Source organism: Curtobacterium sp. SL109 (genome assembly GCF_026672405.1).
Classification (GTDB): Bacteria; Actinomycetota; Actinomycetes; order Actinomycetales; family Microbacteriaceae; genus Curtobacterium.
Genome location: NZ_JAPPRB010000002.1, coordinates 367,497 through 388,779, shown reverse-complemented (window position 1 = coordinate 388,779; position 21,283 = coordinate 367,497). Strand labels below are relative to the sequence as shown.

At 72.2% G+C, this 21,283-nt stretch carries 20 protein-coding genes; 15 read left to right on the top strand and 5 right to left on the bottom strand.

Features of this window, described 5'->3' with window-relative positions:
* Positions 1-121: 121 nt before the first annotated feature.
* Together OVA28_RS03195 and OVA28_RS03190 are read right to left on the bottom strand one after the other, a co-directional pair.
* Entirely contained in the window at positions 122-1,060 is a 939-nt protein-coding gene (locus OVA28_RS03195) for an aldo/keto reductase (RefSeq protein ID WP_268095723.1), read from the bottom strand.
* Between the two features lie 88 nt (positions 1,061-1,148).
* Positions 1,149-1,796: a CG0192-related protein gene (locus tag OVA28_RS03190; RefSeq protein ID WP_268095722.1), complete on the bottom strand. Its 648-nt coding sequence runs from the start codon at positions 1,794-1,796 to the stop codon at positions 1,149-1,151.
* A gap of 41 nt (positions 1,797-1,837) precedes the next feature.
* On the opposite strand from OVA28_RS03190, the gene OVA28_RS03185 reads away from it, so the two are divergent.
* Positions 1,838-2,656: a putative RNA methyltransferase gene (locus tag OVA28_RS03185; protein WP_268095721.1), complete on the top strand. Its 819-nt coding sequence runs from the start codon at positions 1,838-1,840 to the stop codon at positions 2,654-2,656.
* Positions 2,657-2,798: 142 nt separating this feature from the next.
* Here OVA28_RS03185 and OVA28_RS03180 read toward each other — a convergent pair whose 3' ends face one another.
* On the bottom strand, positions 2,799-3,242 hold the full coding sequence (locus OVA28_RS03180; RefSeq protein ID WP_268095720.1) for a VOC family protein: 444 nt from the start codon (positions 3,240-3,242) through the stop codon (positions 2,799-2,801).
* A 62-nt stretch (positions 3,243-3,304) separates the two neighbouring features.
* Here OVA28_RS03180 and OVA28_RS03175 point away from each other — a divergent pair, with 62 nt between their 5' ends.
* From OVA28_RS03175 to OVA28_RS03140, 8 genes are all read left to right on the top strand, one after another.
* Positions 3,305-4,291 carry a helix-turn-helix transcriptional regulator gene (locus OVA28_RS03175; RefSeq protein ID WP_268095719.1) on the top strand — a complete coding sequence of 329 codons (987 nt, stop codon included), beginning with the start codon at positions 3,305-3,307 and terminating at the stop codon, positions 4,289-4,291.
* Between the two features lie 40 nt (positions 4,292-4,331).
* A complete protein-coding gene (locus OVA28_RS03170; protein ID WP_267238431.1) occupies positions 4,332-4,466 on the top strand; it encodes a hypothetical protein in 135 nt (44 codons plus the stop codon).
* Positions 4,463-4,552, top strand: a complete 90-nt coding sequence (locus tag OVA28_RS03165; protein WP_071276921.1) for a potassium-transporting ATPase subunit F — start codon at positions 4,463-4,465, stop codon at positions 4,550-4,552. Before OVA28_RS03170 ends, OVA28_RS03165 begins: the two co-directional genes overlap by 4 nt.
* On the top strand, positions 4,552-6,240 hold the full coding sequence (kdpA, locus tag OVA28_RS03160) for a potassium-transporting ATPase subunit KdpA (RefSeq protein ID WP_268095718.1): 1,689 nt from the start codon (positions 4,552-4,554) through the stop codon (positions 6,238-6,240). Before OVA28_RS03165 ends, kdpA begins: the two co-directional genes overlap by 1 nt.
* On the top strand, positions 6,237-8,378 hold the full coding sequence (gene kdpB / locus OVA28_RS03155) for a potassium-transporting ATPase subunit KdpB (RefSeq protein ID WP_268095717.1): 2,142 nt from the start codon (positions 6,237-6,239) through the stop codon (positions 8,376-8,378). Before kdpA ends, kdpB begins: the two co-directional genes overlap by 4 nt.
* Before the next feature lie 5 nt (positions 8,379-8,383).
* Complete coding sequence (gene kdpC / locus OVA28_RS03150; protein ID WP_268095716.1) at positions 8,384-8,986, top strand: potassium-transporting ATPase subunit KdpC; 603 nt, start codon at positions 8,384-8,386, stop codon at positions 8,984-8,986.
* A 165-nt stretch (positions 8,987-9,151) separates the two neighbouring features.
* Positions 9,152-11,644: an ATP-binding protein gene (locus tag OVA28_RS03145; RefSeq protein ID WP_268095715.1), complete on the top strand. Its 2,493-nt coding sequence runs from the start codon at positions 9,152-9,154 to the stop codon at positions 11,642-11,644.
* Positions 11,641-12,318, top strand: coding sequence for a response regulator (locus OVA28_RS03140; RefSeq protein WP_268095714.1), 678 nt, complete (start codon positions 11,641-11,643; stop codon positions 12,316-12,318). Before OVA28_RS03145 ends, OVA28_RS03140 begins: the two co-directional genes overlap by 4 nt.
* A gap of 16 nt (positions 12,319-12,334) precedes the next feature.
* Here the strand turns inward: OVA28_RS03140 and OVA28_RS03135 are convergent, their stop codons facing one another.
* Positions 12,335-13,186, bottom strand: a complete 852-nt coding sequence (locus tag OVA28_RS03135) for a LuxR C-terminal-related transcriptional regulator (RefSeq protein ID WP_194659426.1) — start codon at positions 13,184-13,186, stop codon at positions 12,335-12,337.
* 113 nt (positions 13,187-13,299) lie between these two features.
* On the opposite strand from OVA28_RS03135, the gene hxlB reads away from it, so the two are divergent.
* The 4 genes from hxlB to OVA28_RS03115 all read left to right on the top strand — a co-directional run bounded on the left by hxlB (position 13,300) and on the right by OVA28_RS03115 (position 16,391).
* Positions 13,300-13,872, top strand: coding sequence for a 6-phospho-3-hexuloisomerase (hxlB, locus tag OVA28_RS03130; protein WP_268095713.1), 573 nt, complete (start codon positions 13,300-13,302; stop codon positions 13,870-13,872).
* A 19-nt stretch (positions 13,873-13,891) separates the two neighbouring features.
* Positions 13,892-14,518, top strand: a complete 627-nt coding sequence (gene hxlA, locus OVA28_RS03125; RefSeq protein WP_071276907.1) for a 3-hexulose-6-phosphate synthase — start codon at positions 13,892-13,894, stop codon at positions 14,516-14,518.
* A gap of 173 nt (positions 14,519-14,691) precedes the next feature.
* Complete coding sequence (locus OVA28_RS03120) at positions 14,692-15,651, top strand: bifunctional GNAT family N-acetyltransferase/class I SAM-dependent methyltransferase (protein WP_268095712.1); 960 nt, start codon at positions 14,692-14,694, stop codon at positions 15,649-15,651.
* Entirely contained in the window at positions 15,648-16,391 is a 744-nt protein-coding gene (locus tag OVA28_RS03115) for an alpha/beta hydrolase (RefSeq protein ID WP_268095711.1), read from the top strand. The genes OVA28_RS03120 and OVA28_RS03115 overlap by 4 nt, the downstream gene beginning before the upstream one ends.
* On the opposite strand, the gene OVA28_RS03110 is transcribed toward OVA28_RS03115, so the two are convergent.
* The gene (locus tag OVA28_RS03110) at positions 16,348-17,694 is read right to left on the bottom strand and encodes an APC family permease (protein ID WP_268095710.1); all 1,347 of its coding nucleotides are present in this window, start codon (positions 17,692-17,694) and stop codon (positions 16,348-16,350) included. The two genes, OVA28_RS03115 and OVA28_RS03110, sit on opposite strands and share 44 nt — an antisense overlap.
* A gap of 183 nt (positions 17,695-17,877) precedes the next feature.
* On the opposite strand from OVA28_RS03110, the gene OVA28_RS03105 reads away from it, so the two are divergent.
* Together OVA28_RS03105 and OVA28_RS03100 are read left to right on the top strand one after the other, a co-directional pair.
* Positions 17,878-18,663, top strand: coding sequence for an HAD family hydrolase (locus OVA28_RS03105; RefSeq protein ID WP_268095709.1), 786 nt, complete (start codon positions 17,878-17,880; stop codon positions 18,661-18,663).
* Between the two features lie 65 nt (positions 18,664-18,728).
* Positions 18,729-21,245, top strand: coding sequence for a glycoside hydrolase family 65 protein (locus OVA28_RS03100; RefSeq protein ID WP_268095707.1), 2,517 nt, complete (start codon positions 18,729-18,731; stop codon positions 21,243-21,245).
* The last annotated feature ends 38 nt before the right edge of the window (positions 21,246-21,283 follow it).

Here is a 21,283-nt window from a genome sequence, read left to right as displayed (position 1 = left end):
TGGTCACAGCCCCGCCGACACCCGGCCAGCCATCCCCGGGAGGCTCGTGACCTGGCAGGTCTCCACGAGCCTCCCGGCCTGGTCCACCCCGCCCTGCCCGACGTCCCGAACGCGGACCGACTCAGGGAACGACGTGCCCCGCGGCGGTGAGCACGCGGTACCACTCCTCGCGGCTGAGCTCGATGTCCGACCCGGCGGCCGAGTCGCGCACGCGCTGCGGGTTCGTCGTGCCGAGGACGACCTGGAAGTGCGCGGGGTGGCGGGTGATCCACGCGACGGCGATCCCGGTCGGGGTGGCACCGTGGGCCGTCGCCAGCTCCTCGAGCACGTCGTTCAGCTCCGCGTACTGCTCGCGGTCGCCGAGGAAGACGCCGTCGAAGAAGCCCTTCTGGAACGGCGACCAGGCCTGCAGGGTCACGTCGTTCAGGCGCGAGTAGTTCAGGATGTCGTTGTCACGGTCGACGGCCTGGTCGAGGCCGCCCATGTTCGCGACGAGGCCCTGCGTGATGACGTTCGCGTGCGTGATGCTCAGCTGGACCTGGTTGAAGGCGAGCGGCTGCTGCACGGACTTCTTCAGCAGCTCGACCTGCCCGGGGGTGTGGTTCGAGACGCCGAAGTGGTGCACCTTGCCGGCAGCGTGCAGTTCGTCGAAGGCCTTGGCGACCTCCTCCGGCTCCACGAGGGCGTCGGGGCGGTGCAGCAGCAGGACGTCGATGAAGTCGGTGTGCAGGGCGGTGAGCGACTCCTCGACCGAGGACATGATGTGCTCGTACGAGAAGTCGAAGTACGCGCCGGTGCTCGTCGGGCGGATGCCGACCTTGGTCTGCAGCACGATCTCGGCGCGCTCGGCCGGGGACAGCGTGACCGCGGCGCCGAAGCGCTCCTCGCAGCCGTGCCAGCCGCCGTAGACGGCCGCGTGGTCGAACATCGTCACGCCCGCGTCGCGGGAGGCCGCGTACAACGCGCGGATCTCCTCGTCGCTCATGTCGTTGATCCGCATCAGGCCGACGACGACGTCGGATGCGGTGAGGTCCGTCTGTGGCAACTCCAGTGTCTTCACGCCGACGATCCTGCCAGCTGCTCGATGCCCCAGACAGGCCCTGCCGGTACCCGCCGCGGGCGGCTGGGCACACGGCGCCCGTCCGGGCTCAGGCGCGCAGGACGGCCACGGCGGTGGGCTCGGAACCGGCCCAGGTCGCCGTGAGCACGGCCCCGTCGGACGCCTGCGACGTCTCCGTCGTGTCCGCCCCGACCACACGCAGCACCACGAGGTCGCCGTGTCCCGTCGACACCGTGCTGGTCGTCCCCACGGTCACGACGTCCACGGCCGAGACGGTGGGGGAGTCCGCGTCGGACCCGCTGCCCACCGCGGTGCCCTCCTTCGCCGGGGCCGGACCGCCCTCACCCGGCGCTGCCTCCAGGTCGGCCTCGTGCCCACCGGTCGCGATCGCGCGTCGGAGGACGTCCGCGTACACCGGGTCACCCACCGCGTCGTAGACCCATCGACGGCCGAGCACCGAGTGGTGCATCTCGGTCACCAGGAAGGCCTCGGCGCCCGGCAGCGGTGCGCGCCGGTAGGTGAGCGGTACGTGCAGCACGGGCCCGTCCCCGACCCGCACCAGGTACGTCTCCACGCCCACTTCACCGTCCGGGTCGTCGAACCGGAAGCGTCCCAGCGCCACGAGCGAGCCGGCCGACGCGTCCGGGTCGACCCCGCTCCACGGCTGTGACGGAAGCCACGCGGCGATCGCGTCGGTCTTCGACGGGCGGAGTTCGGCGTTGTGGATGACGGCCATGCCCCGACCGTAGCGGCCCCGTGCGCCCGTACGCTGGTCCGGTGCGCGACGACCTGCTCCCCGTGCTCGCCTGCCCCGTCTGCCGCGAGCCCCTCGCCCGCACCGGCAGCGGCCAGGCCGGCTGCGCGAACGGGCACCGGTTCGACGAGGCCAAGCAGGGCCACCTCACCCTCCTGCCCGCCAAGCGCCGCGCGCTCACCGCGGACACCCCGGAGATGGTGGACGCCCGCATCCGCTTCCTCGGCCGCGGTCACTACGCGCCCGTCGAGCGGGCGCTCGCCGCGGTCGTCGGGGCAGCCGAGGCACCCGGCGTGGTCCTCGACGTCGGGGCCGGCCCCGGCACGTACCTCGCGCACGCGCTCGACGCCGACGGCGCGGACGGGAGGCTCGGGGTCGCGCTCGACCTGTCGGCCGTCGCCGTGCGCCGCGCGGCTCGCGTCCACGCTCGGGCCGGTGCCGTGGTCGGTGACGTCACGGAGCGCCTCCCCGTGGTCGACGCCGCCGCCGCGGTCGTCCTCGACGTCTTCGCGCCGCGGAACCAGCGGGAGTACGCCCGGGTGCTGCACGCGGACGGTGTCCTGGTCGTCGTGACGCCGCGGACGGGGCACCTCGCAGAGCTCGCCGAGGCCACGATCAGCGTCGACCCCGAGAAGGAACGCCGGCTGCACGACTCCCTGACCCCGTCGTTCGTCCAGCGCTCGTCCGAGGACCTGACCTGGACGATGGACCTCGACGCGGCGGACGTCCACGACGTCGTGCACATGGGCCCGAGCCACCACCACGTCGCTCCCGACGCGGTGTTCGCCCCGACGACGGTGACGGCCGCGGTCACCGTCTCGACCTGGACGCCCACGGCCTGAGTGGAGCGACCGGAGCGTGTGGCCGCGCGACGGACGGCCATGTTCCGCGCGCTCGGTGACGAATCTGGTCCACGATCCCCGAGGATCGCGAACCGGATCCGTCACCGCCCAGAGAAGGAACGGTCGTCCGGGTGCTCCGGTGTCAGCTGTCGGTCGCCGGAGCGCCGGATGCGGTGTCGGGCGCGACGTCGAGCGCCCAGATCACGCCGAAGCGGTCTCGGAGCTGCCCGGCGAGCGGTGCCCAGGCGGACGGGGCGAGCGGCTGCCGGATCTCGGCGCCCTCGGACAGGCCGTCCCAGACCGCGGTGACCTCGTCCGCGTCGTCACCGTGCAGGTACACGTACGACGCGTTCACACCCTGGTCCCACGGCTGACCCGGCCAGACGTCGAACGCCATGACCCGGACGCCGTGCGCGGACTCGACCTGGCCGAACACGATCCGGTCCGCCCACGCCGGGTCGTCCGAGGCACCCATCTGGCCGTAGGTCACCGCCGTGGCCTCGGTGCCGAGTGCTGCTGCGTAGAAGTCGAGCGCCGCCCGGGCGTCGCCGTCGAAGTTGAGGTGGGGAGTCGTGATGATCGTCATGGGCATCACTCTGCCGGTCGAAGCGGTCAGATCGTGTCCGCTTCTCCGGTCATACTCGAGCCATGTCCGGACCGTCCTCGCGCATGCTCGCGCTGCTCTCGCTGTTGCAGGTGCGCCGCGACTGGCCGGGCGACGTCCTCGCCGAGCGCCTCGACGTCAGCCCGAGGACAGTCCGGCGTGACGTGGACCGGCTCCGCGGACTCGGCTACCGGGTCGAGGCACTCAAGGGCCCGGCCGGCGGCTACCGCCTGTCCGCCGGCTCGGAGCTCCCACCGCTGCTCTTCGACGACGAGCAGGCCGTGGCGATCGCCCTCGCCCTGGCCGTCGCTCCCGCCTCCGGTGCGGACATCGCGGAGTCGGCCGTGCGGGCGCTCGCCGCGGTCCGTCAGGTGATGCCGCCGCGGCTCCGACACCGCGTCGACGCGGTCGAGGTCGTCAGCACCCCGGGCACGACGACCGTCGACCCCGAGGTCCTGGTGGCGGTGAGCGACGCCGTCCGCACGCACCAGGTCCTGCGCTTCACCTACGGCTCCGACGACCAGCACGACCGCCCGCCCCGCCGCGTCGAGCCGCACGCCGTCGTGGCGCGGAACGGCCGGTGGTACCTGCTGGCACGGGACAGCGAGGCCGTCGACGGGGACTGGCGCACCTACCGCATCGACCGGCTGCGCCCGCGGACCCCGACCGGACTGCGCTTCGCCCCGAGACCGATCCCCGGCGGTGACCCGGCCGCCTTCGTCGCCGCACGCTTCAAGGGCTCGGACGTCGTCGACGCCTGGCCCTGCACGGGCACCGTCGTGCTGCACGTCCCCGCCCGTCAGGTCGCGCCGTACCTCGAGCCCGACGCCCACCTCGAGGACCTCGGCCCCGATCGCTGCCGCCTCACGCTGGGGTCCTGGTCGTGGACCGCCCTCGCAGCGAAGGCCGCCGGCTTCGACGTCCCCTTCGACGTCGTCGGACCCCCGGAGCTCCGCGACGCGACGGGGGCGTTAGCGCGGCGCATGCGTCGAGCAGTGGGGCGTCAGGGAACCGTTAGGACGGCCGGCTGACGCCGCCCCCGGGGACACCATCGTCAACGTACCCCAACCGGTGCGGCCCACGGCACCTGCCGCGGGCATCGATGACCTCCAGGAGTCCCACGTGTTCGACGTCTTCGTCGTCGCCGGTGTCCTCGCCGTGTTCGGCGTCGTGACACTGATCGCCAAGGGGGTGGAGCGACTGTGATCGCCATCACCGTCGTCGCCGCCGTCCTCGGCATCGCCGCTGTCGTGTACCTCGTCTGGGCGCTCGTGCGCCCCGAGCAGTTCTGATGGGCGGGAGCGCACAGACGTGGGCCGGCATCGCCCAGGTCGCCGTCCTCGTGCTGCTGCTCGTGGTGGCGTACCGGCCGCTCGGCGACTGGATCGCCCGCGTGTTCGAGTCCAAGCACCACGGCCGGGCCGAGCGGGTCGTGTACCGGCTCATCGGCGTCGAGCCCGACGCCGAGCAGTCCTGGCCGGCGTACCTCCGCGGTGTGCTGCTCATCAGCGTCGTCGGCGTGCTGCTCGTCTACCTCCTGCAGCGCATCCAGGTCGTCCTGCCGGGTGACCTCGGGCTGCCGGCCGTCGGCCCGTCGCTCGCGTTCAACACGGCGGCGTCGTTCGTCTCCAACACGAACTGGCAGTCCTACTCGCCGGAGGTCACCCTCGGGTACTCCGTGCAGATGGCCGGCCTCGCCGTGCAGAACTTCCTGTCGGCAGCGGTGGGCCTCGCGGTCGCCGTGGCCCTGGTGCGCGGGTTCGCCCGGCGCAACACCGGCACGCTCGGCAACGTCTGGGTCGACGTCGTGCGCGGCACGGGCCGGCTGCTCCTGCCGCTGTCCTTCGTGTTCGCACTCGTCCTGGTCGCGGGCGGTGTCATCCAGTCCTGGGGCGCCGGCACCGACGTCACGACGTTGACCGGCGGCACCCAGCACATCCCGGACGGCTTCGTCGCCTCGCAGGAGGCCATCAAGCTCCTCGGCACGAACGGTGGCGGCTACTTCAACGCGAACTCAGCGCACCCGTTCGAGAACCCGCAGGCGTGGACGAGCCTCCTCGAGGTCTTCCTCATGCTCGTCATCCCGTTCTCCCTGCCGCGGGCCTTCGGCCGGATGGTCGGCGACCACCGCCAGGGCTACGCGATCCTCGCCGTGATGGGCGCGATCTTCCTCGTGTCCCTGTCGGCGATGTCGATCGCCGAACTCGCCGGCGGCGGCGTGGCCACCCACGCTGCCGGTGCCGCGATGGAGGGCAAGGAGGTCCGCTTCGGCATCCTCGGCTCCACGCTGTTCGGCACGACGTCGACCGCCACCTCGACCGGGGCCGTGAACGCCATGTTCGACAGCTTCACCCCGCTCGGCGGCATGATGGCGATGCTGAACATGATGCTCGGCGAGGTCACCCCCGGCGGCGTCGGGTCCGGTCTGTACGGCATGCTCGTCCTCGCCGTGATCACGGTGTTCATCGGCGGGCTGCTCGTCGGCCGCACGCCGGAGTACCTCGGCAAGAAGATCCGCGCGAAGGAGATGACCTTCGCCGCGCTCTACATCCTGGTCACCCCGACCGTGGTGCTGCTCGGGACGGCGCTCTCGCTCGTCATCCCCGGCGTCCGCGAGCAGGTCCTCGGCACGTCGGTCTTCAACCCCGGCAACCACGGCCTGTCCGAGCTGCTCTACGCCTTCACCAGCGCCGGCAACAACAACGGCTCGGCCTTCGGCGGTCTGACCGCGAACACGACGTGGATGAACTCCGCGCTCGGCGTCGCGATGCTGCTCGGTCGCTTCGTGCCGATGGTCTTCGTCCTGGCGCTCGCCGGGTCGCTCGCCAAGCAGGAGAAGGTCCCCGCCACGGTCGGGACCCTGCCCACGCACCGGCCGCTGTTCATCGGCCTGCTCGGTGGCGTCGCCGTCATCGTCACCGCACTCACGTACTTCCCGGTGCTCGCACTGGGACCCCTCGCAGAAGGACTGGTTCGATGACCATCGAGACCTCCGAACCGGAGGTGACCGCGGCCTCCCGGCCGGCCACCCGCTCGTCCGCCTTCGGGCCCCGTCAACTGGTGGCGGGCCTCCTGGGCGCGTTCCGCAAGCTCGACCCGCGGCTCATGTGGAAGAACCCCGTCATGTTCATCGTGGAGGTGGGCGCGGCCCTGACGACGGTCACCGCCGTCGTCGAGCCCTTCACCCGGTCTGGAGGCTCGGCGGACTCCGCCGCGCCCGTCCCGTCCTCCTTCACCATCGCGATCGCCGTCTGGCTCTGGTTGACCGTCGTGTTCGCCAACCTGGCGGAGTCGGTCGCGGAGGGCCGGGGCAAGGCCCAGGCCGACACCCTGCGGAAGACCCGCTCGACCACGAGCGCGCGCCGCGTCATCGACTACTCCGCTGCCGACCCGGCGGCCGTCGTGAACGCCACGGAGGACGTCGCGTCCGTCGACCTCGCCAAGGGCGACGTCGTCGTGGTGGTCGCCGGCGAGGTGGTGCCAGGTGACGGCGACGTGATCGACGGCATCGCCTCGGTCGACGAGTCCGCCGTCACGGGGGAGTCCGCGCCGGTGATCCGCGAGTCCGGTGGTGACCGCAGCGCCGTCACGGGCGGCACCCGGGTGCTGTCGGACCGCGTCGTGGTGCGCATCACCTCGACCCCCGGTGAGACCTTCATCGACCGGATGATCCGGCTCGTCGAGGGCGCTGCCCGGCAGAAGACGCCGAACGAGATCGCGCTGAACATCCTGCTCGCGTCGCTGTCGATCGTCTTCGTCATCGTCTGCCTGACGATGCAGCCCATCGCCGGCATGGTCGGTGCGACGGTCAGCATCACGGTGCTCATCGCCCTGCTGGTCTGCCTCATCCCGACCACCATCGGCGCCCTGCTCTCCGCGATCGGCATCGCCGGCATGGACCGGCTCGTGCAGCACAACGTGCTCGCGATGTCGGGCCGTGCGGTCGAGGCCGCCGGTGACATCACCACGCTGCTCCTCGACAAGACCGGCACGATCACGTACGGCAACCGCCGGGCCTCGCGCGTGGTGCCCGTGCCCGGGGTGACCGAGGCCGAGCTGATGGCAGCTGCCGCACTGTCGAGCGCTGCCGACGGCACGCCCGAGGGCCGGTCGATCGTGGACCTGGCGAGCGCTGCCGGGATCACGACGCCCCTGCCCGAGGGTGGGGTCGAGGTGCCGTTCACCGCGCAGACGCGCATGTCCGGCGTCGACCTGCCCGACGGCTCCTCGGTGCGCAAGGGTGCCGCGGCAGCAGTGCTGGCGTGGGCTGACACCTCCGATGCCGGTCTCGTCGCGGCCGTCGACGCCACGGTCGCGGAGATCTCCGACCAGGGCGGCACCCCGCTCGTGGTCGGTCGGCGATCGGCGTCCGGCGCGGTCGCGCTGCTCGGTGTCGTGCACCTCAAGGACGTCGTGAAGGACGGTCTGGCGGAGCGCTTCGGCGAGCTGCGGTCGATGGGCATCCGCACGGTGATGATCACCGGCGACAACCCCCGCACCGCGAAGGCGATCGCCGCCGAGGCCGGTGTCGACGACTACCTCGCCGAGGCCACCCCGGAGGACAAGCTCGCGCTCATCCGCCGGGAGCAGGAGGGCGGCAACCTCGTCGCGATGACGGGCGACGGCACGAACGACGCCCCGGCCCTGGCGCAGGCGGACGTCGGCGTCGCGATGAACACCGGGACGACCGCGGCGAAGGAGGCCGGCAACATGGTCGACCTCGACTCGGACCCGACGAAGCTCATCGACGTCGTCCGGATCGGCAAGCAGCTGCTCATCACCCGCGGGGCACTGACCACGTTCTCGATCGCCAACGACGTCGCGAAGTACTTCGCGATCATCCCGGCGATGTTCCAGGCCGTGTTCCCGGGCCTCGCTGCGCTCAACGTCATGGGCCTGCACAGCCCGGCGTCGGCGATCCTGTCGGCGATCATCTTCAACGCGCTCGTCATCGTGGCGCTCATCCCGCTGTCCCTGCGTGGCGTCAAGTACCGCGCAGCCTCGGCGTCGTCGATCCTCGGCCGCAACCTGCTCGTCTATGGGCTCGGCGGCGTCATCGTCCCCTTCATCGGCATCAAGCTGATCGACCTCGTCGTCGGTCTCATCCCGGGGTTCTGAACACCATGGCATCACCACGCAGTTCCGTCCGTTCACTCGGTGTGGCCGTCCGCCTCACCGTCCTCGCCACCGTCGTGCTCGGCGTCGCCTACCCGCTCGCGGTGTTCGGCGTCGGGCAGGTCGCCTTCCACGACCAGGCCAACGGCTCGATGGTCACCGACGCGTCGGGGAAGGTCGTCGGCTCCTCCCTCATCGGGCAGGCGGTCAGCGGCAAGGACGCCGACCGTTGGTTCCAGACCCGTCCGTCGGCGGCCGGCGAGGAGGGGTACGACGCCGGTGCCTCGTCCGGGTCGAACCTCGGGCCGAGCAACCCCGACCTGACCAAGGCCATCGAGGAGCGTCGTGCGGCGGTCGCGAAGGCCGACGGGGTCGCAGCCGCCGACGTGCCCGCGGACGCGGTGACGGCGTCGGGCTCCGGCCTCGACCCGGACGTCAGCCCCGAGTACGCCCGCCTGCAGGTCGCCCGGGTGGCCGAGGCCCGGGGGCTGTCCGAGTCGCGGGTCCGTGCCCTGGTCGCCGCGCACACCGAGTCCCGCCAGCTCGGCGTCCTCGGGGGCCCCACGGTCAACGTCCTGGAGCTGAACCTGGCCCTGGCGACGCTGTCCTGACCCGGGGACCCCCTCCGCACCCCCCCCCACCCCCTCCGCAAGACACCGGTGTTCATCCTCCGCGCCGCGGGAAAGCGCGGTGCGACCGACGAACACCGGTGTTTTGCGAAGGGGCCCCGCCCGCACCACCACCACGACCACGGCAGCACGCGAGAGGATGAGCACGTGAAGCGAGGGAAGCTGCGGGTCCTGCTCGGTGCCGCACCCGGCGTCGGCAAGACCTTCACGATGCTCGAAGAGGGGCGCCGCCTGCGTGCCGAGGGCCGTGACGTGGTCGTCGCCGTCGTCGAGACCCACGGCCGTGCCGCCACCGCCGCGCTCGTCGACGGGCTCGAGGTCGTGCCCCGCCGTACCGAACAGCACCGCGGCGTCGAGCTCGACGACCTGGACCTCGCAGCCGTCGTCACGCGCCGGCCCGACGTCGCCCTGGTCGACGAGCTCGCCCACACGAACGCCCCCGGTGGCCCGCACGAGAAGCGCTGGCAGGACGTGGAAGCCCTGCTCGCCGCGGGCATCGACGTCATCTCGACGGTGAACATCCAGCACATGCAGTCCCTCGGGGACGTCGTGCGCGAGATCACCGGCACCGTCCAGCGGGAGACCGTCCCGGACGCCGTGGTCCGCGCCGCCGACCAGATCGAGGTCGTCGACCTGTCGCCGCAGGCCCTCCGCGAGCGGCTGTCCGACGGGCTGGTCTACCCGGCCGCCCGGATCGACGCCGCGCTGTCGAACTACTTCCGCCTCGGCAACCTCACCGCCCTGCGCGAGATCGCCCTGCTCTGGCTGGCCGACGAGGTCGACGACGCGCTCAAGCGCTACCGCGCCGAACACGGGATCGACCACCGGTGGGAGGCCCGCGAGCGCGTCCTCGTCGCACTCACCGGCGGGCCCGAGGGTGAGACCCTCCTGCGCCGCGGAGCCCGGATCGCCGCGCGGTCGGCCGGCGGGGAGCTCGCGGCGGTGCACGTCACGACGAACGACGGGCTGCGGGAACGTCACCCCGGTGCGCTCGGCAGGCAGCGGGCGCTGCTCGAACAGCTCGGCGGGACGTACCACCAGGTGGTCGGCGACGACGTGCCCTTGACGCTGGTGCGATTCGCCCGGTCGATCGACGCGACGCAGATCGTCATCGGGGTCAGCCGCCGCAGCCGTGCGACCGCGGCCGTCACCGGTCCGGGCATCGGCAACACGGTGATCCAGGAGTCCGGCGACATCGACGTGCACGTGGTCACGCACGAGCGCGCCGGCGGCGGGATCGCCCTGCCCAAGCTCGGCGGCAGCCTGTCCCGGGGCCGCGTGGTCGCCGCGTTCGTGCTCGCCCTCGTCGCGGGGCCGCTGCTCACCTGGGCGCTCAGCCTCACCGACGACCCGGACTCGATCACGGTCGACGTCCTGGCGTACCAGCTGCTCGTCCTCGTCGTCGCGCTGGTCGGCGGGATGCTGCCGGCGGTGTTCGCGGCCGTGCTCTCGGGGCTCAGCCTCGACTTCTTCTTCGTCCAACCGCTGCACCAGGTCACCGTGCAGCAGCCGTGGCACCTCGTCGCCCTGGTGATGTACGTCATCAGCGCCGTGCTCGTCAGCTTCGTGGTGGACCGGTCCGCGCGCCGCTCCCGGACGGCTCGTCGGGCCGCGGCGGAGTCCGGGCTCCTCGTCGGGATCGCCGGCAGCGTCCTGCGCGGCGACGACGCCCTGCAGGCACTCGTCGACCGCACCCGCGAGGCCTTCGGCTTCACGGGGCTGCGCGTCCGCCAGGGCGACGTCGTGCCGGCCACGTCGGGGACGTTCGACGACGCGCCGGACGCCACCACGAGCCTCCCGTCCGGAGCCGTCCTGGAGTTCGCCGGCGCACCCGACGACCCGACCCAGCGCCGCCTGCTGCGGGTCGTGGAGCAGCAGATCGACGCCGCCCTGGAGCACCGGGCACTCACCCGCACCGCGGTCGACGCCGAACGGATCGCGGCGGCGGACCGGGTGCGGAGCGCCATCCTCGCGGCCGTCGGCCACGACGTGCGCCGGCCGATCGCGGCCGCCTCGGCCGCCGTGCAGACCCTCCGTGCCAGCGACATCCGCCTGTCGGAGACCGACCGGGAGGCCCTGCTCGCCACCGCCGACGAGAGCCTCGGTCAGCTCGCGGTGCTGTTGGGCGACCTGCTCGACGTCTCGCGGGTGCAGGCGGGGGTGCTCGCGGTCACACCCGTGCCGCTGCCGCTGGAGACCGTGGTCGCGCCGGCCCTCGACGAGCTGGAGCTCGGGCCGGACGACGTCGACCTCGACCTGCCGGCGGACCTGCCTCCGGTGCTGGCCGACCCCGTGCTGCTGCAGCGCGTCATCGTGAACCTGCTCGCGAACGCCGTCCGCTACAGCCCCGAGGGCACGAGCGTCCGGGTGGCGGCGAGTGCCTTCGGCGGCGGGGTCGAGCTCCGTGTCGCGGACCACGGACCGGGCATCCCCGAGGTGCAGCGGAACGACGTGTTCCAGCCCTTCCAGCGGCTCGGCGACACCGACAACGACACCGGGCTGGGGCTCGGACTGGCACTGGCACGGGGCTTCACCGAGGGGATGGGCGGCACCATCGAGGTCGACGACACCCCGGGCGGCGGGCTCACCATGGTGGTGCGGCTGCCGATCGCCGGACACCTGGGAGTGGTAGCCCGATGAAGGTCCTGATCGCGGACGACGACCCGCAGCTCGTCCGGGCCCTCGGCGTGACGCTGACCGCCCGCGGGTACGACGTCGTCACCGCCCGGGACGGCCGCGCCGCCATCGACGCGGTGATCACCGAGCGCCCGGACATCGTGATGCTCGACCTCGGCATGCCCAGGCTCGACGGCATCGGGGTCCTGCAGGGCATCCGCGCGTGGACGCAGGTGCCCGTGCTGGTGCTGTCCGGGCGGACGGACTCGGCGGACAAGGTCAACGCGCTCGACGCCGGCGCGGACGACTACGTGACGAAGCCGTTCCAGATGGACGAGCTGCTCGCACGGCTCCGGGCGCTCGGTCGGCGGCGGGTCGTCGCGTCCGAGGAGACCCCGTCGATCGCGATCGGTCCGCTGCTCGTGGACCTCGTCGCGAAGCAGGTGACGTCGACCGAGGGGCCCGCGATCCGGCTCACCCCGACCGAGTGGCGGCTGCTCGAGGTCCTGGTCACGAACCCCGACCGGCTGATGACCCGCGAGATGCTCCTGACCGAGGTCTGGGGTCCGACGCACGGCAACGACTCCGGCTACCTGCGGCTCTACATGGCGCAGCTGCGGCGGAAGCTCGAGCCGGACCCCGCACACCCCCGCTACCTGGTCACCGAGTCGGGGATGGGCTACCGCTTCACGCCCTGAGGCAGCACGGCGCTCGTCAGGAGCGGGCGCCGGCAGCGGCGGCGAGTTCGGCGCGGGTGCGGGCGCCGTGCTTCCGGAGCAGGTTCGCCACGTGGTACTTCACCGTGTTGACGGTGATGCCGAGCCCGTCGGCGATCTCCCGGTTGCCGACGCCGGTGACGACGAGCCGGAGCACGTCGCGCTCCCGTGGGGTCAGGTCGGCGTCGTCGGCCACGTCGACCTGCCCGGCCGGCGGGTCGAGGGGGAGCGAGATGTCGAGGACGGAGCCCCACGCCGGCGTCGAGTCGACCCGGAGTCGTCCGTCCAGGGCCGCGACCCGTTCGGCGATCGGCCGCATCGCGTCGTCGTGCGTGTCGAGCGTGCCGGCGCCGTCGTCGCGGAGCTGCATGAGCAGGTTCCGGCCGTCGCAGTCCCACTGGATGCGGACCCGCTGCGCCCGACCCTCGTCGGCGAGCGCGAGGACCGCCGTCCGCACGATCGCCCTGGCCGCGTGCGCGACGTCACCGGGCAGGGCGCGGCCGGTGGCCGGCGGCTCGACGAACTGCACGTCGAGGTCACCAAAGCGCACGAGCGGGCGGAGGTCGGCGCGGAGGCGGGAGAACGCCCCGGTCACCGGTTCGAGCAGGGCTCCGCGCTGCAGGTCGGTCGCGGTGCGCAGTTCGACGAGGGCGGCCGAGGCGATCTCGACGGCCTCTGCCCGAGCCGCTGCGTCCCCGACCCGCGAGGACCGGAGCACCGCGAGCACCGACTCCAGCGTGAGGGCGTGCCGGTCGGCCTGCTCGGCGACGGTCCTGGCGTGCTCCGCGGCTGCCAGGCGTCCGCCGGGGTCGACCCGGGCCTCCAGGGCGGTGTCTGCTGTGTCGTCCACGCACCGAACCTACGCGGGTCTCCCATCCGTGTGGGTGGGGCCACCCGATCGGGTGGGACCCCCGCCGTGTCGGGTAGCGGTTCGTCCAGGGGCGGAGGGCCAGTGTGGGTTGCATGGCACAACCGACCGTCCCCGACGCGCTCGACCTGGTCGTCCGCGAGCTCGACGACCTGGCCGCGGCACTCCGATCGGCCGACCCCGCGCCCTACGCGCAGGCCGTCGACCTGGTCGAGGGCGCCGACCGTGTCTTCGTGCACGGTGCCGGTCGCTCCGGACTCGCGCTCCGGATGACCGCGATGCGGTTGATGCACCTCGGACTCGACGTGCACGTCGTCGGCGAGGTCACCACCCCGGCGATCCGCCCGGGCGACGTGCTGCTCGTCGCGAGCGGCTCCGGCACGACCTCCGGGATCGTCGCAGCCGGCGAGAAGGCCGTCGAGGTCGAGGCTTCCGTCATCGCGGTCTCCACCACCGCGGACTCGCCCCTCGCCGAGCTGGCCGCGGTCACGCTCGTGCTCCCCGCCGCCACGAAGACCGACCGCTCCGGCACCGCGTCCGCGCAGTACGCCGGCAGCCTGTTCGAACAGGGCGTCGCCCTGCTCGGCGACGCGCTCTTCCACACCCTGTGGGCCAGGGGCGGGCAGTCCGCCGACGACCTCTGGCCCCGTCACGCCAACCTCGAATGAACCACTGAAAGGCACACTCATGCAGCTCCAGTTCGCCATGGACACCCTGACCACCGAGAAGGCCCTCGAGCTCGCCGCCGCGGCCGCGCCGCACGTCGACATCATCGAGCTCGGCACGCCGCTGATCAAGGCCGCCGGCCTCTCCGCCGTCACCGCGATCAAGGAAGCACACCCGGACAAGATCGTCTTCGCCGACCTCAAGACGATGGACGCCGGTGAGCTCGAGGCCGACATCGCCTTCTCCGCCGGCGCCGACCTGGTCACCGTGCTCGGTGTCGCCGGTGACAGCACCATCGCCGGTGCCGTCAAGGCCGCCAAGGCCCACGGCAAGGGCATCGTCGTCGACCTGATCGGCGTCTCCGACAAGGCCGCCCGTGCCCGCGAGGTCACCGAGATGGGCGCCGAGTTCGTCGAGATGCACGCCGGTCTCGACGAGCAGGCAGAGGAGGGCTTCACCTTCTCGAAGCTCCTCGACGCCGGCAAGGAGTCCGGCGTGCCGTTCTCCGTCGCCGGTGGCGTGAACGCCTCGTCCGTCGCCTCGGTGCAGGAGGCCGGCGCACGCGTGGCCGTCGCCGGCAGCGCGATCTACAGCGCGTCGGACGTCGGGGCCGCCGCCGCGGAGATCCGCGCGGCCATCACGGCCTGACCCACCCCCACCACGACCGGCCCGACGGGCCCCGGCAGCACGCCGGGGACGTCGGGCCGTCGTCATGTCGGCGCGCGGCTGCGAGCGGCGTCCGGACGGGAGGCTCGCCCTCCTCCGCAGCGTCGCCGTCGGCCCGACTGCCGGTCCGGCTCGGGGAGCGCTAGCGTCGGAGCGTGACGATCACCCTGCGGGCCATGGCCGCCGACGACTGGCAGCGGTGGCGGCCGGTCCGGCTGGCGGCGCTCGCGGACGCGCCCGAGGCCTTCGGCTCACGGCTCGCCGACTGGTCGGACGCTCCGGAGGACCGCTGGCGCGCCCGGCTGTCGATCCCGGGCGCCCTCGACCTGGTCGCGTACGAGGGCGACCACGCGGTCGGCATGGCGAGCGGGGTCCCCGGCGAGGGCGACCGTGCCGAGCTGATCTCGATGTGGGTCGACCCCGCCGCGCGTGGCCGCGGTGTCGCGGACGCCCTCGTCGACGCCCTCGTCCGCTGGGCCGCCGAGACCGGGGCCGCCGTGCTCGAGCTCGCGGTGATGCCCGACAACGCGCGTGCCCGACGGACGTACGAACGCCTCGGCTTCACCGCATCGGCCGTACCCGGCGACGCCCTGCCGGACGGCCGGCACGAGGTCGTGATGCTCCTGGCGCTGGCGGGCCCACCGGCGGCCCCACGCGCCTCCGGGCTGGTCGACGTGCTGGCCGGGCTGGTCCGACCAGGCGCCCACGTGCTCGAACTCGGGTCGGGGGCCGGGCGGGACGCCATCGCCCTCGAAGCCGCCGGGTTCCGTGTCGAGCGCACGGACGGGGCCAGGACCTTCGTCGACGAGCTGCGGGCCGACGGCCACGGCGCGCGGGTGCTCGACGTCCGGACCGGGGTCTTCGGTGGACCGTTCGACGCCGTCTTCGCGACCGGACTGCTGCGCCACGTGCGGCGGACGGAGCTCCGCGGGGTGCTCCGCCGTGCGCTCGTGGCCGTCCGTCCCGGCGGGGCGCTCGCCGTGACGGTCCAGCGGACCGACGACGCCCTGGCGGCCGACGTCGCCGCTGCCGGCTGGGTCGACGTGGTCGTCCGGGCGGTCGCGGGCGGCGGACCGTTCACGATCACCGCACACCGGACCGAGGAGACACGATGAGCCGAGCACGCCGATGGACCACCTGGACCGTGGCGGTGGTGCTCGTCCTGGTCGTGGTCTTCCTCGTGTGGGCGAACATCGTGATGCAGGGCACCCGTGCCGCCGCGCTGCAGGTCTGGCGTGACGACCGCGTGGCCGTGCGGGACGCCAGCGACGCCGTGGTGATGACGCCGACGGGCAGCGCGAACGGCGTCGGCGTGGTGTTCGTCCCCGGTGCGAAGGTCGACGCGTACGCCTACATGGCGTCGTTCCGGCAGGTCGTCGCCGCCGGGACGACGGTCGTCATCACGAAGCCGACGCTCAACCTGGCCTTCTTCGACCCGCGGCCGCTCGCCACGTTCGAGGCCCACGTGCCGTCGGTCCACACCTGGGCTGTCGGCGGGCACTCCCTCGGCGGGGTCCGGGCGTGCCAGCTCGCCGACAGCCCCGAGGTCGCCGGCCTGCTGCTGTTCGGCAGCTACTGCGCGAACGACCTGTCCGGGTCGGACCTGGACGTCCTGAGCCTCTCCGGGTCCCGCGACGGGCTCTCCACGCCCGCGAAGGTCGAAGCCGCCCGCGAGCGGCTGCCGGCGAGCGCGACGATGACGGAGCTGCAGGGCGTCAACCACGCGGACTTCGGGGCGTACGGCGCACAGCCGGGCGACCGCACCGCGACGGTCCCGCGTGCCCAGGCCCGTGCCGAGATCGCCGCCGCCGTCACGCGGTGGGTCGACGGTCTCCGCGCTTCCGGCCTCCACTGACCCGCGCCACGAGGTAGAGCACGACGCCGACCGCGAGCAGCATCGCCGCGTACAGCCACACCTGCCCGCTCTGCTGGGTGAGCAGCAGGATGCACGACAGCACACCGAGGACGGGGACGAAGGTCCAGACCCGGAAGTGGTCGTGCTCCACGCGGTCGCGGCGAAGGACGAGCACGGCGACGTTGGTGCTGATGAACACGAAGAGCAGCAGCAGCACGACGGTCTCGGCGAGGGTGCCGACGTCGCCGACGAGCGTCAGCAGCATCGCGACGACGGTCGTCGCGACGATGGCTGTCCACGGCGTCTTCCGGTTCGGCAGGACCTTGCCGAGCACGGTGGGCAGCAGGCGCTGCTCGGCCATGCCGTAGGTCACGCGGCTCGCCATGATCATCGTCAGCAGCGCGCCGTTGGCGACGGCGACGAGGGCGATCAGACTGAACACCCAGTCCGGGATCGGCACTCCAGTGGCGGCCACGACCTGGAGCAGCGGGCCGGACGACTCCTGCAGTTCGGAGGAGGGCAGGGCGATCGCGCTCGCCAGGCCGACGAGCACGTAGACGACGCCGGCGGTGGCCAGGGCGCCGAACAGGGCCCGCGGGTAGACCTTCCGCGGCTCGCGGACCTCCTCGGCGACGTTGGCGGAGGTCTCGAAGCCGACGAACGAGTAGTAGGCGACGATGGCGGCACTCAGGGTGGCGAGCGCCGGGTTCGCCTCGGACGGGAACGCCCCGATGCGCGAGACGTCGCCGCCACCGCCGCCCATCATCACGGCGACCGCGACGATGACGATCACCAGGCCGGACACCTCGATGACCGTCATGACCACGTTGCTCTTCAGCGAGTCCGAGATCCCGCGGGCGTTCAGGCAGGCGACGAGCGCCAGGAACACGATGGCGGTCGGCACCGGGGGCAGGTCGACGAACGTGCCGAGGTAGTCCCCGGCGAAGGCGAGTGACAGGCCCGCGGCGCTCGTGACACCGGCGGCGAGCATGCAGAACCCGACCAGGAACGACACGATCGGCACCTTGTAGGCGCGCTCGGCGAAGATCGCGGCGCCACCGGCCTTCGGGTACTTCGTCACGAGCTCGGCGTACGACCCGGCCGTCAGGAGGGCGAGCAGCAGCGCCAGCAGCAGCGGTGCCCAGAGCGCTCCGCCGACGTCCTTCGAGAGCGTGCCCATCAGCGCGTAGATGCCGGCGCCGAGGACGTCCCCGAGGATGAACAGGTAGAGCAGCGGCCCGGTGATCGCCTGGCGGAGCTTGGAACCCTGCCCGTCGACGGCGCGGTCGGTGGTGTCGGTCATCGTGTCCCCTTCGTCACGATGAGCGAACCGGTTGTCCTCTGCGCGCCCTCACAGTCACGAGCACGTCCTCCACCGTCGGTGAACTCTCTCCACAGGGGCGGTGCCGAGTGCCACGCGGCACCTGGAGCGGTCCTAGACTCGGGCGCACCACTCGTTCGACACGACTCCCTGGAAGGTGTGTCCATGACGTCGTCAGACCGGTCCGCCCCTGTGCGCCTCGCCGATGCGCGGGCACTCCTCTTCGACCTCGACGGCGTCCTCACGCCCACCGCCGACGTGCACATGCGCGCCTGGAGCCGCCTGTTCACGCCGTACCTCGCCGCGCACGGCGTCGCGCCGTACACGGAGCAGGACTACTTCGCGTACATCGACGGCAAGCCGCGCTACGACGGCGTCCGCTCGCTCCTCGACGCCCGCGGCATCGAGCTGCCGCAGGGCACCCCGGACGACGACCCCGACCAGGACACCGTCTGCGGGCTCGGCAACCGGAAGAACGCGGAGTTCACCGCCGAGCTGACCGAGCACGGCGTCGAGCCCTACCCGGGGTCACTGCGCTTCCTCGTCGCCGCCATCGACGCCGGCCTGTCCGTCGCGGTGGTCTCGAGCTCCGCGAACGCCAAGTCGGTGCTCCGGACCGCTGGCATCCTCGAGCGCTTCCCGGTCGTCATCGACGGCATGGTCGCGCGGGAAGACGGCCTCGCCGGCAAGCCCGCGCCGGACACCTACCTCGACGCCGCCAGCCGCTTCGGCCTGACCGCCGCCGAGTGCGTCGTGGTCGAGGACGCCACGAGCGGGGTGGCCGCCGGCCGGAACGGCTCCTTCGGCCTGGTGGTCGGCGTCGACCGCGGTGCTGGTGCCGACGCCCTGCGCGAGCACGGCGCGGACGTCGTCGTGACGGACCTCGCCGACCTCATCGCCGAGCTGCCCGAGCCGGCCGGGCCGACTGAGCCGGCCGTCCCGACGACGTAGACGGACCACCGGCGCGATCCGCGCCTCCAGGCCGTCCCTGACCACCTCCCCTCCCACGGAGCCCCATGAACCCCATCACCTCGGACCCCCTCGACCGCGTCCGGTACCCGGTCGACGAGTGGGCGCTCGTCGAGACCGAGTACACCCCGGACGAGCAGGGCGTCGCGGAGACGAACTTCGCGGTCGGCAACGGCTACCTCGGGCTGCGCGGCAACCTCGACGAAGGCCGCGGCGGCGTGCAGTACGGCACGTACGTCAACGGCTTCCATGAGACCTGGCCGATCCGGCACGCCGAGGACGCCTTCGGCTTCGCCAAGACCGGCCAGACGATCATCAACGTGCCCGACGCCAAGGTGATCCGGCTGTACGTGGACGACGAGCCCCTCGTCCTCGCCGAGGCCGACATCCTGCGGCACACGCGTCGACTCGACTTCCGCGGCGGGTTCCTGCTGCGCGAGACCGAGTGGTCGACGCCGTCGGGCAAGCGTGTCCTGATCCGGTCGCGTCGCCTCGTGTCGTTCACGGACCGGCACCTCGCGGTCGTCGACTACGAGGTCACGATGCTCGACCACGACGCCTCGATCCTGTTGTCCAGCCAGATCCTCAACCGCCAGGACGTCGTCGACGAGTACCACGCCGGCATGCGTGCGGCTGCGTCGGCGTCGGCGTTCGACCCCCGCAAGGCGGAGACCTTCAGCGAGCGCGTGCTCGAACCGCGCCTCAAGCGGAACACCGCGACCCGCTCGCTGCTCGGGTACCAGGCCAAGAGCTCCGGCATGACGATCTGCGTCGGGGTCGAGCACCGGCTCGAGACCGAGAACACGTGGGACGAGTCCTCCTCGATCGAGGACGACCTCGCCAAGCACGTCTACCGGGTGCAGGCCAAGGCCGGCCAGCCGATCCACCTGACCAAGAACATCGTCTACCACACCTCCCGCGGCGTCCCGGCGCGCGAACTCGCCGACCGCTGCGACCGCACGCTCGACCGCGCCCACGCCGAGACGGTCGAGGAGACCTTCGCCAAGCAGCGCGTGTGGATGGACGACTACTGGGCGCGCAGCGACGTCGAGATCGCCGGGCAGCCGGAGATCCAGCAGGCCGTGCGCTGGAACCTCTACATGCTCGCGCAGGCGACGGCGCGCACCGACGGCCACGGCATCGCGGCCAAGGGCGTCACCGGCTCCGGCTACGGCGGGCACTACTTCTGGGACATGGAGATCTACGTCCTCCCGTTCCTCAGCTACACCGCGCCGATCGTCGCGCGCAACGCCCTGCGGTTCCGCTACAACATGCTCGACTCCGCGCGGGCCCGCGCCCGCGAGCTGAACCAGCACGGCGCCCTGTTCCCGTGGCGCACGATCAACGGCGAGGAGTCCAGCGCGTACTACGCCGCCGGCACCGCGCAATACCACATCGACGCGGACATCGCCCATGCGCTGATGCAGTACGTCCGGGCGTCCGGGGACACCGAGTTCCTGAAGCGCGGCGCGATCGACATCCTCGTCGAGACCGCCCGGCTGTGGGAGGACCTCGGCTTCTGGCGCTCGAACGGCGACCAGAAGTTCCACATCGACGGCGTCACCGGTCCGGACGAGTACACGACCGTCGTCGACGACAACATGTACACGAACGTGATGGCCCGGGCGAACCTGTGGTTCGCGGTCAACGCGTGCCGTCAGCTCAGCGTCGACGACCCGGGCGAGTACGCCCGCATGGTCCGCCGCACCGGGCTCGACGAGTCCGAGATCGTCGACTGGGAGCACGCCGCCGAGTCGATGGAGATCCCCTTCGACCCGCACCGTGGCATCCACCCGCAAGACGCCCAGTTCCTCGACAAGGAACTCTGGGACCTCGAGCGGACGCCGGAGTCCAAGCGTCCGCTGCTGCTGCACTACCACCCGCTCGTGATCTACCGGTTCCAGGTGCTCAAGCAGGCCGACGTCGTGCTGGCGCTGTTCCTGCAGGGCCACGAGTTCACCCCGGCGGAGAAGCGTCGCGACTTCGACTACTACGACGCCCTCACCACCGGTGACTCGACCCTGTCGGCCGTCGTGCAGTCGATCATGGCGGCGGAGGTCGGCTACCACGAGCTCGCGGAGCAGTACTTCCACACGGCGCTCTACGTCGACCTCGCCGACCTGCACGGCAACACCACCGACGGCGTGCACATCGCGTCGACCGGCGGCATCTGGGGCGGGCTCGTCAACGGCTTCGGCGGCATGCGCGACCACGGCGGCAAGATGTCGTTCAACCCGCGGCTGCCCGAGCAGTGGGAGCGCCTGACCTACCGCCTGACGGTGCACGGCTCGCGCGTGCGCGTCGACCTCGAGCAGGAGCGCATGACGTTCACGGTCGAGACCGGGTCCGGCTTCACCGCCTGGGTGCACAACCAGCCGTACGACATCGAGACCGGCGCCCCGACCGTCGTGCCGATCCCGCACCACGGGCCGCGCATGTCCGGGCACGCCCCGACGACGAGCGACATCCAGGGCACGCTCCGCGCGGACGGTTCGGTGATCACGGCGTCGATCCCGACCATCTCGCTCGAGCGCGACCTCGACGCGGACGACACCACCGCGTAGCGGCTCTCCGGACCGGGTCGCGCACCACGGTGCGCGGC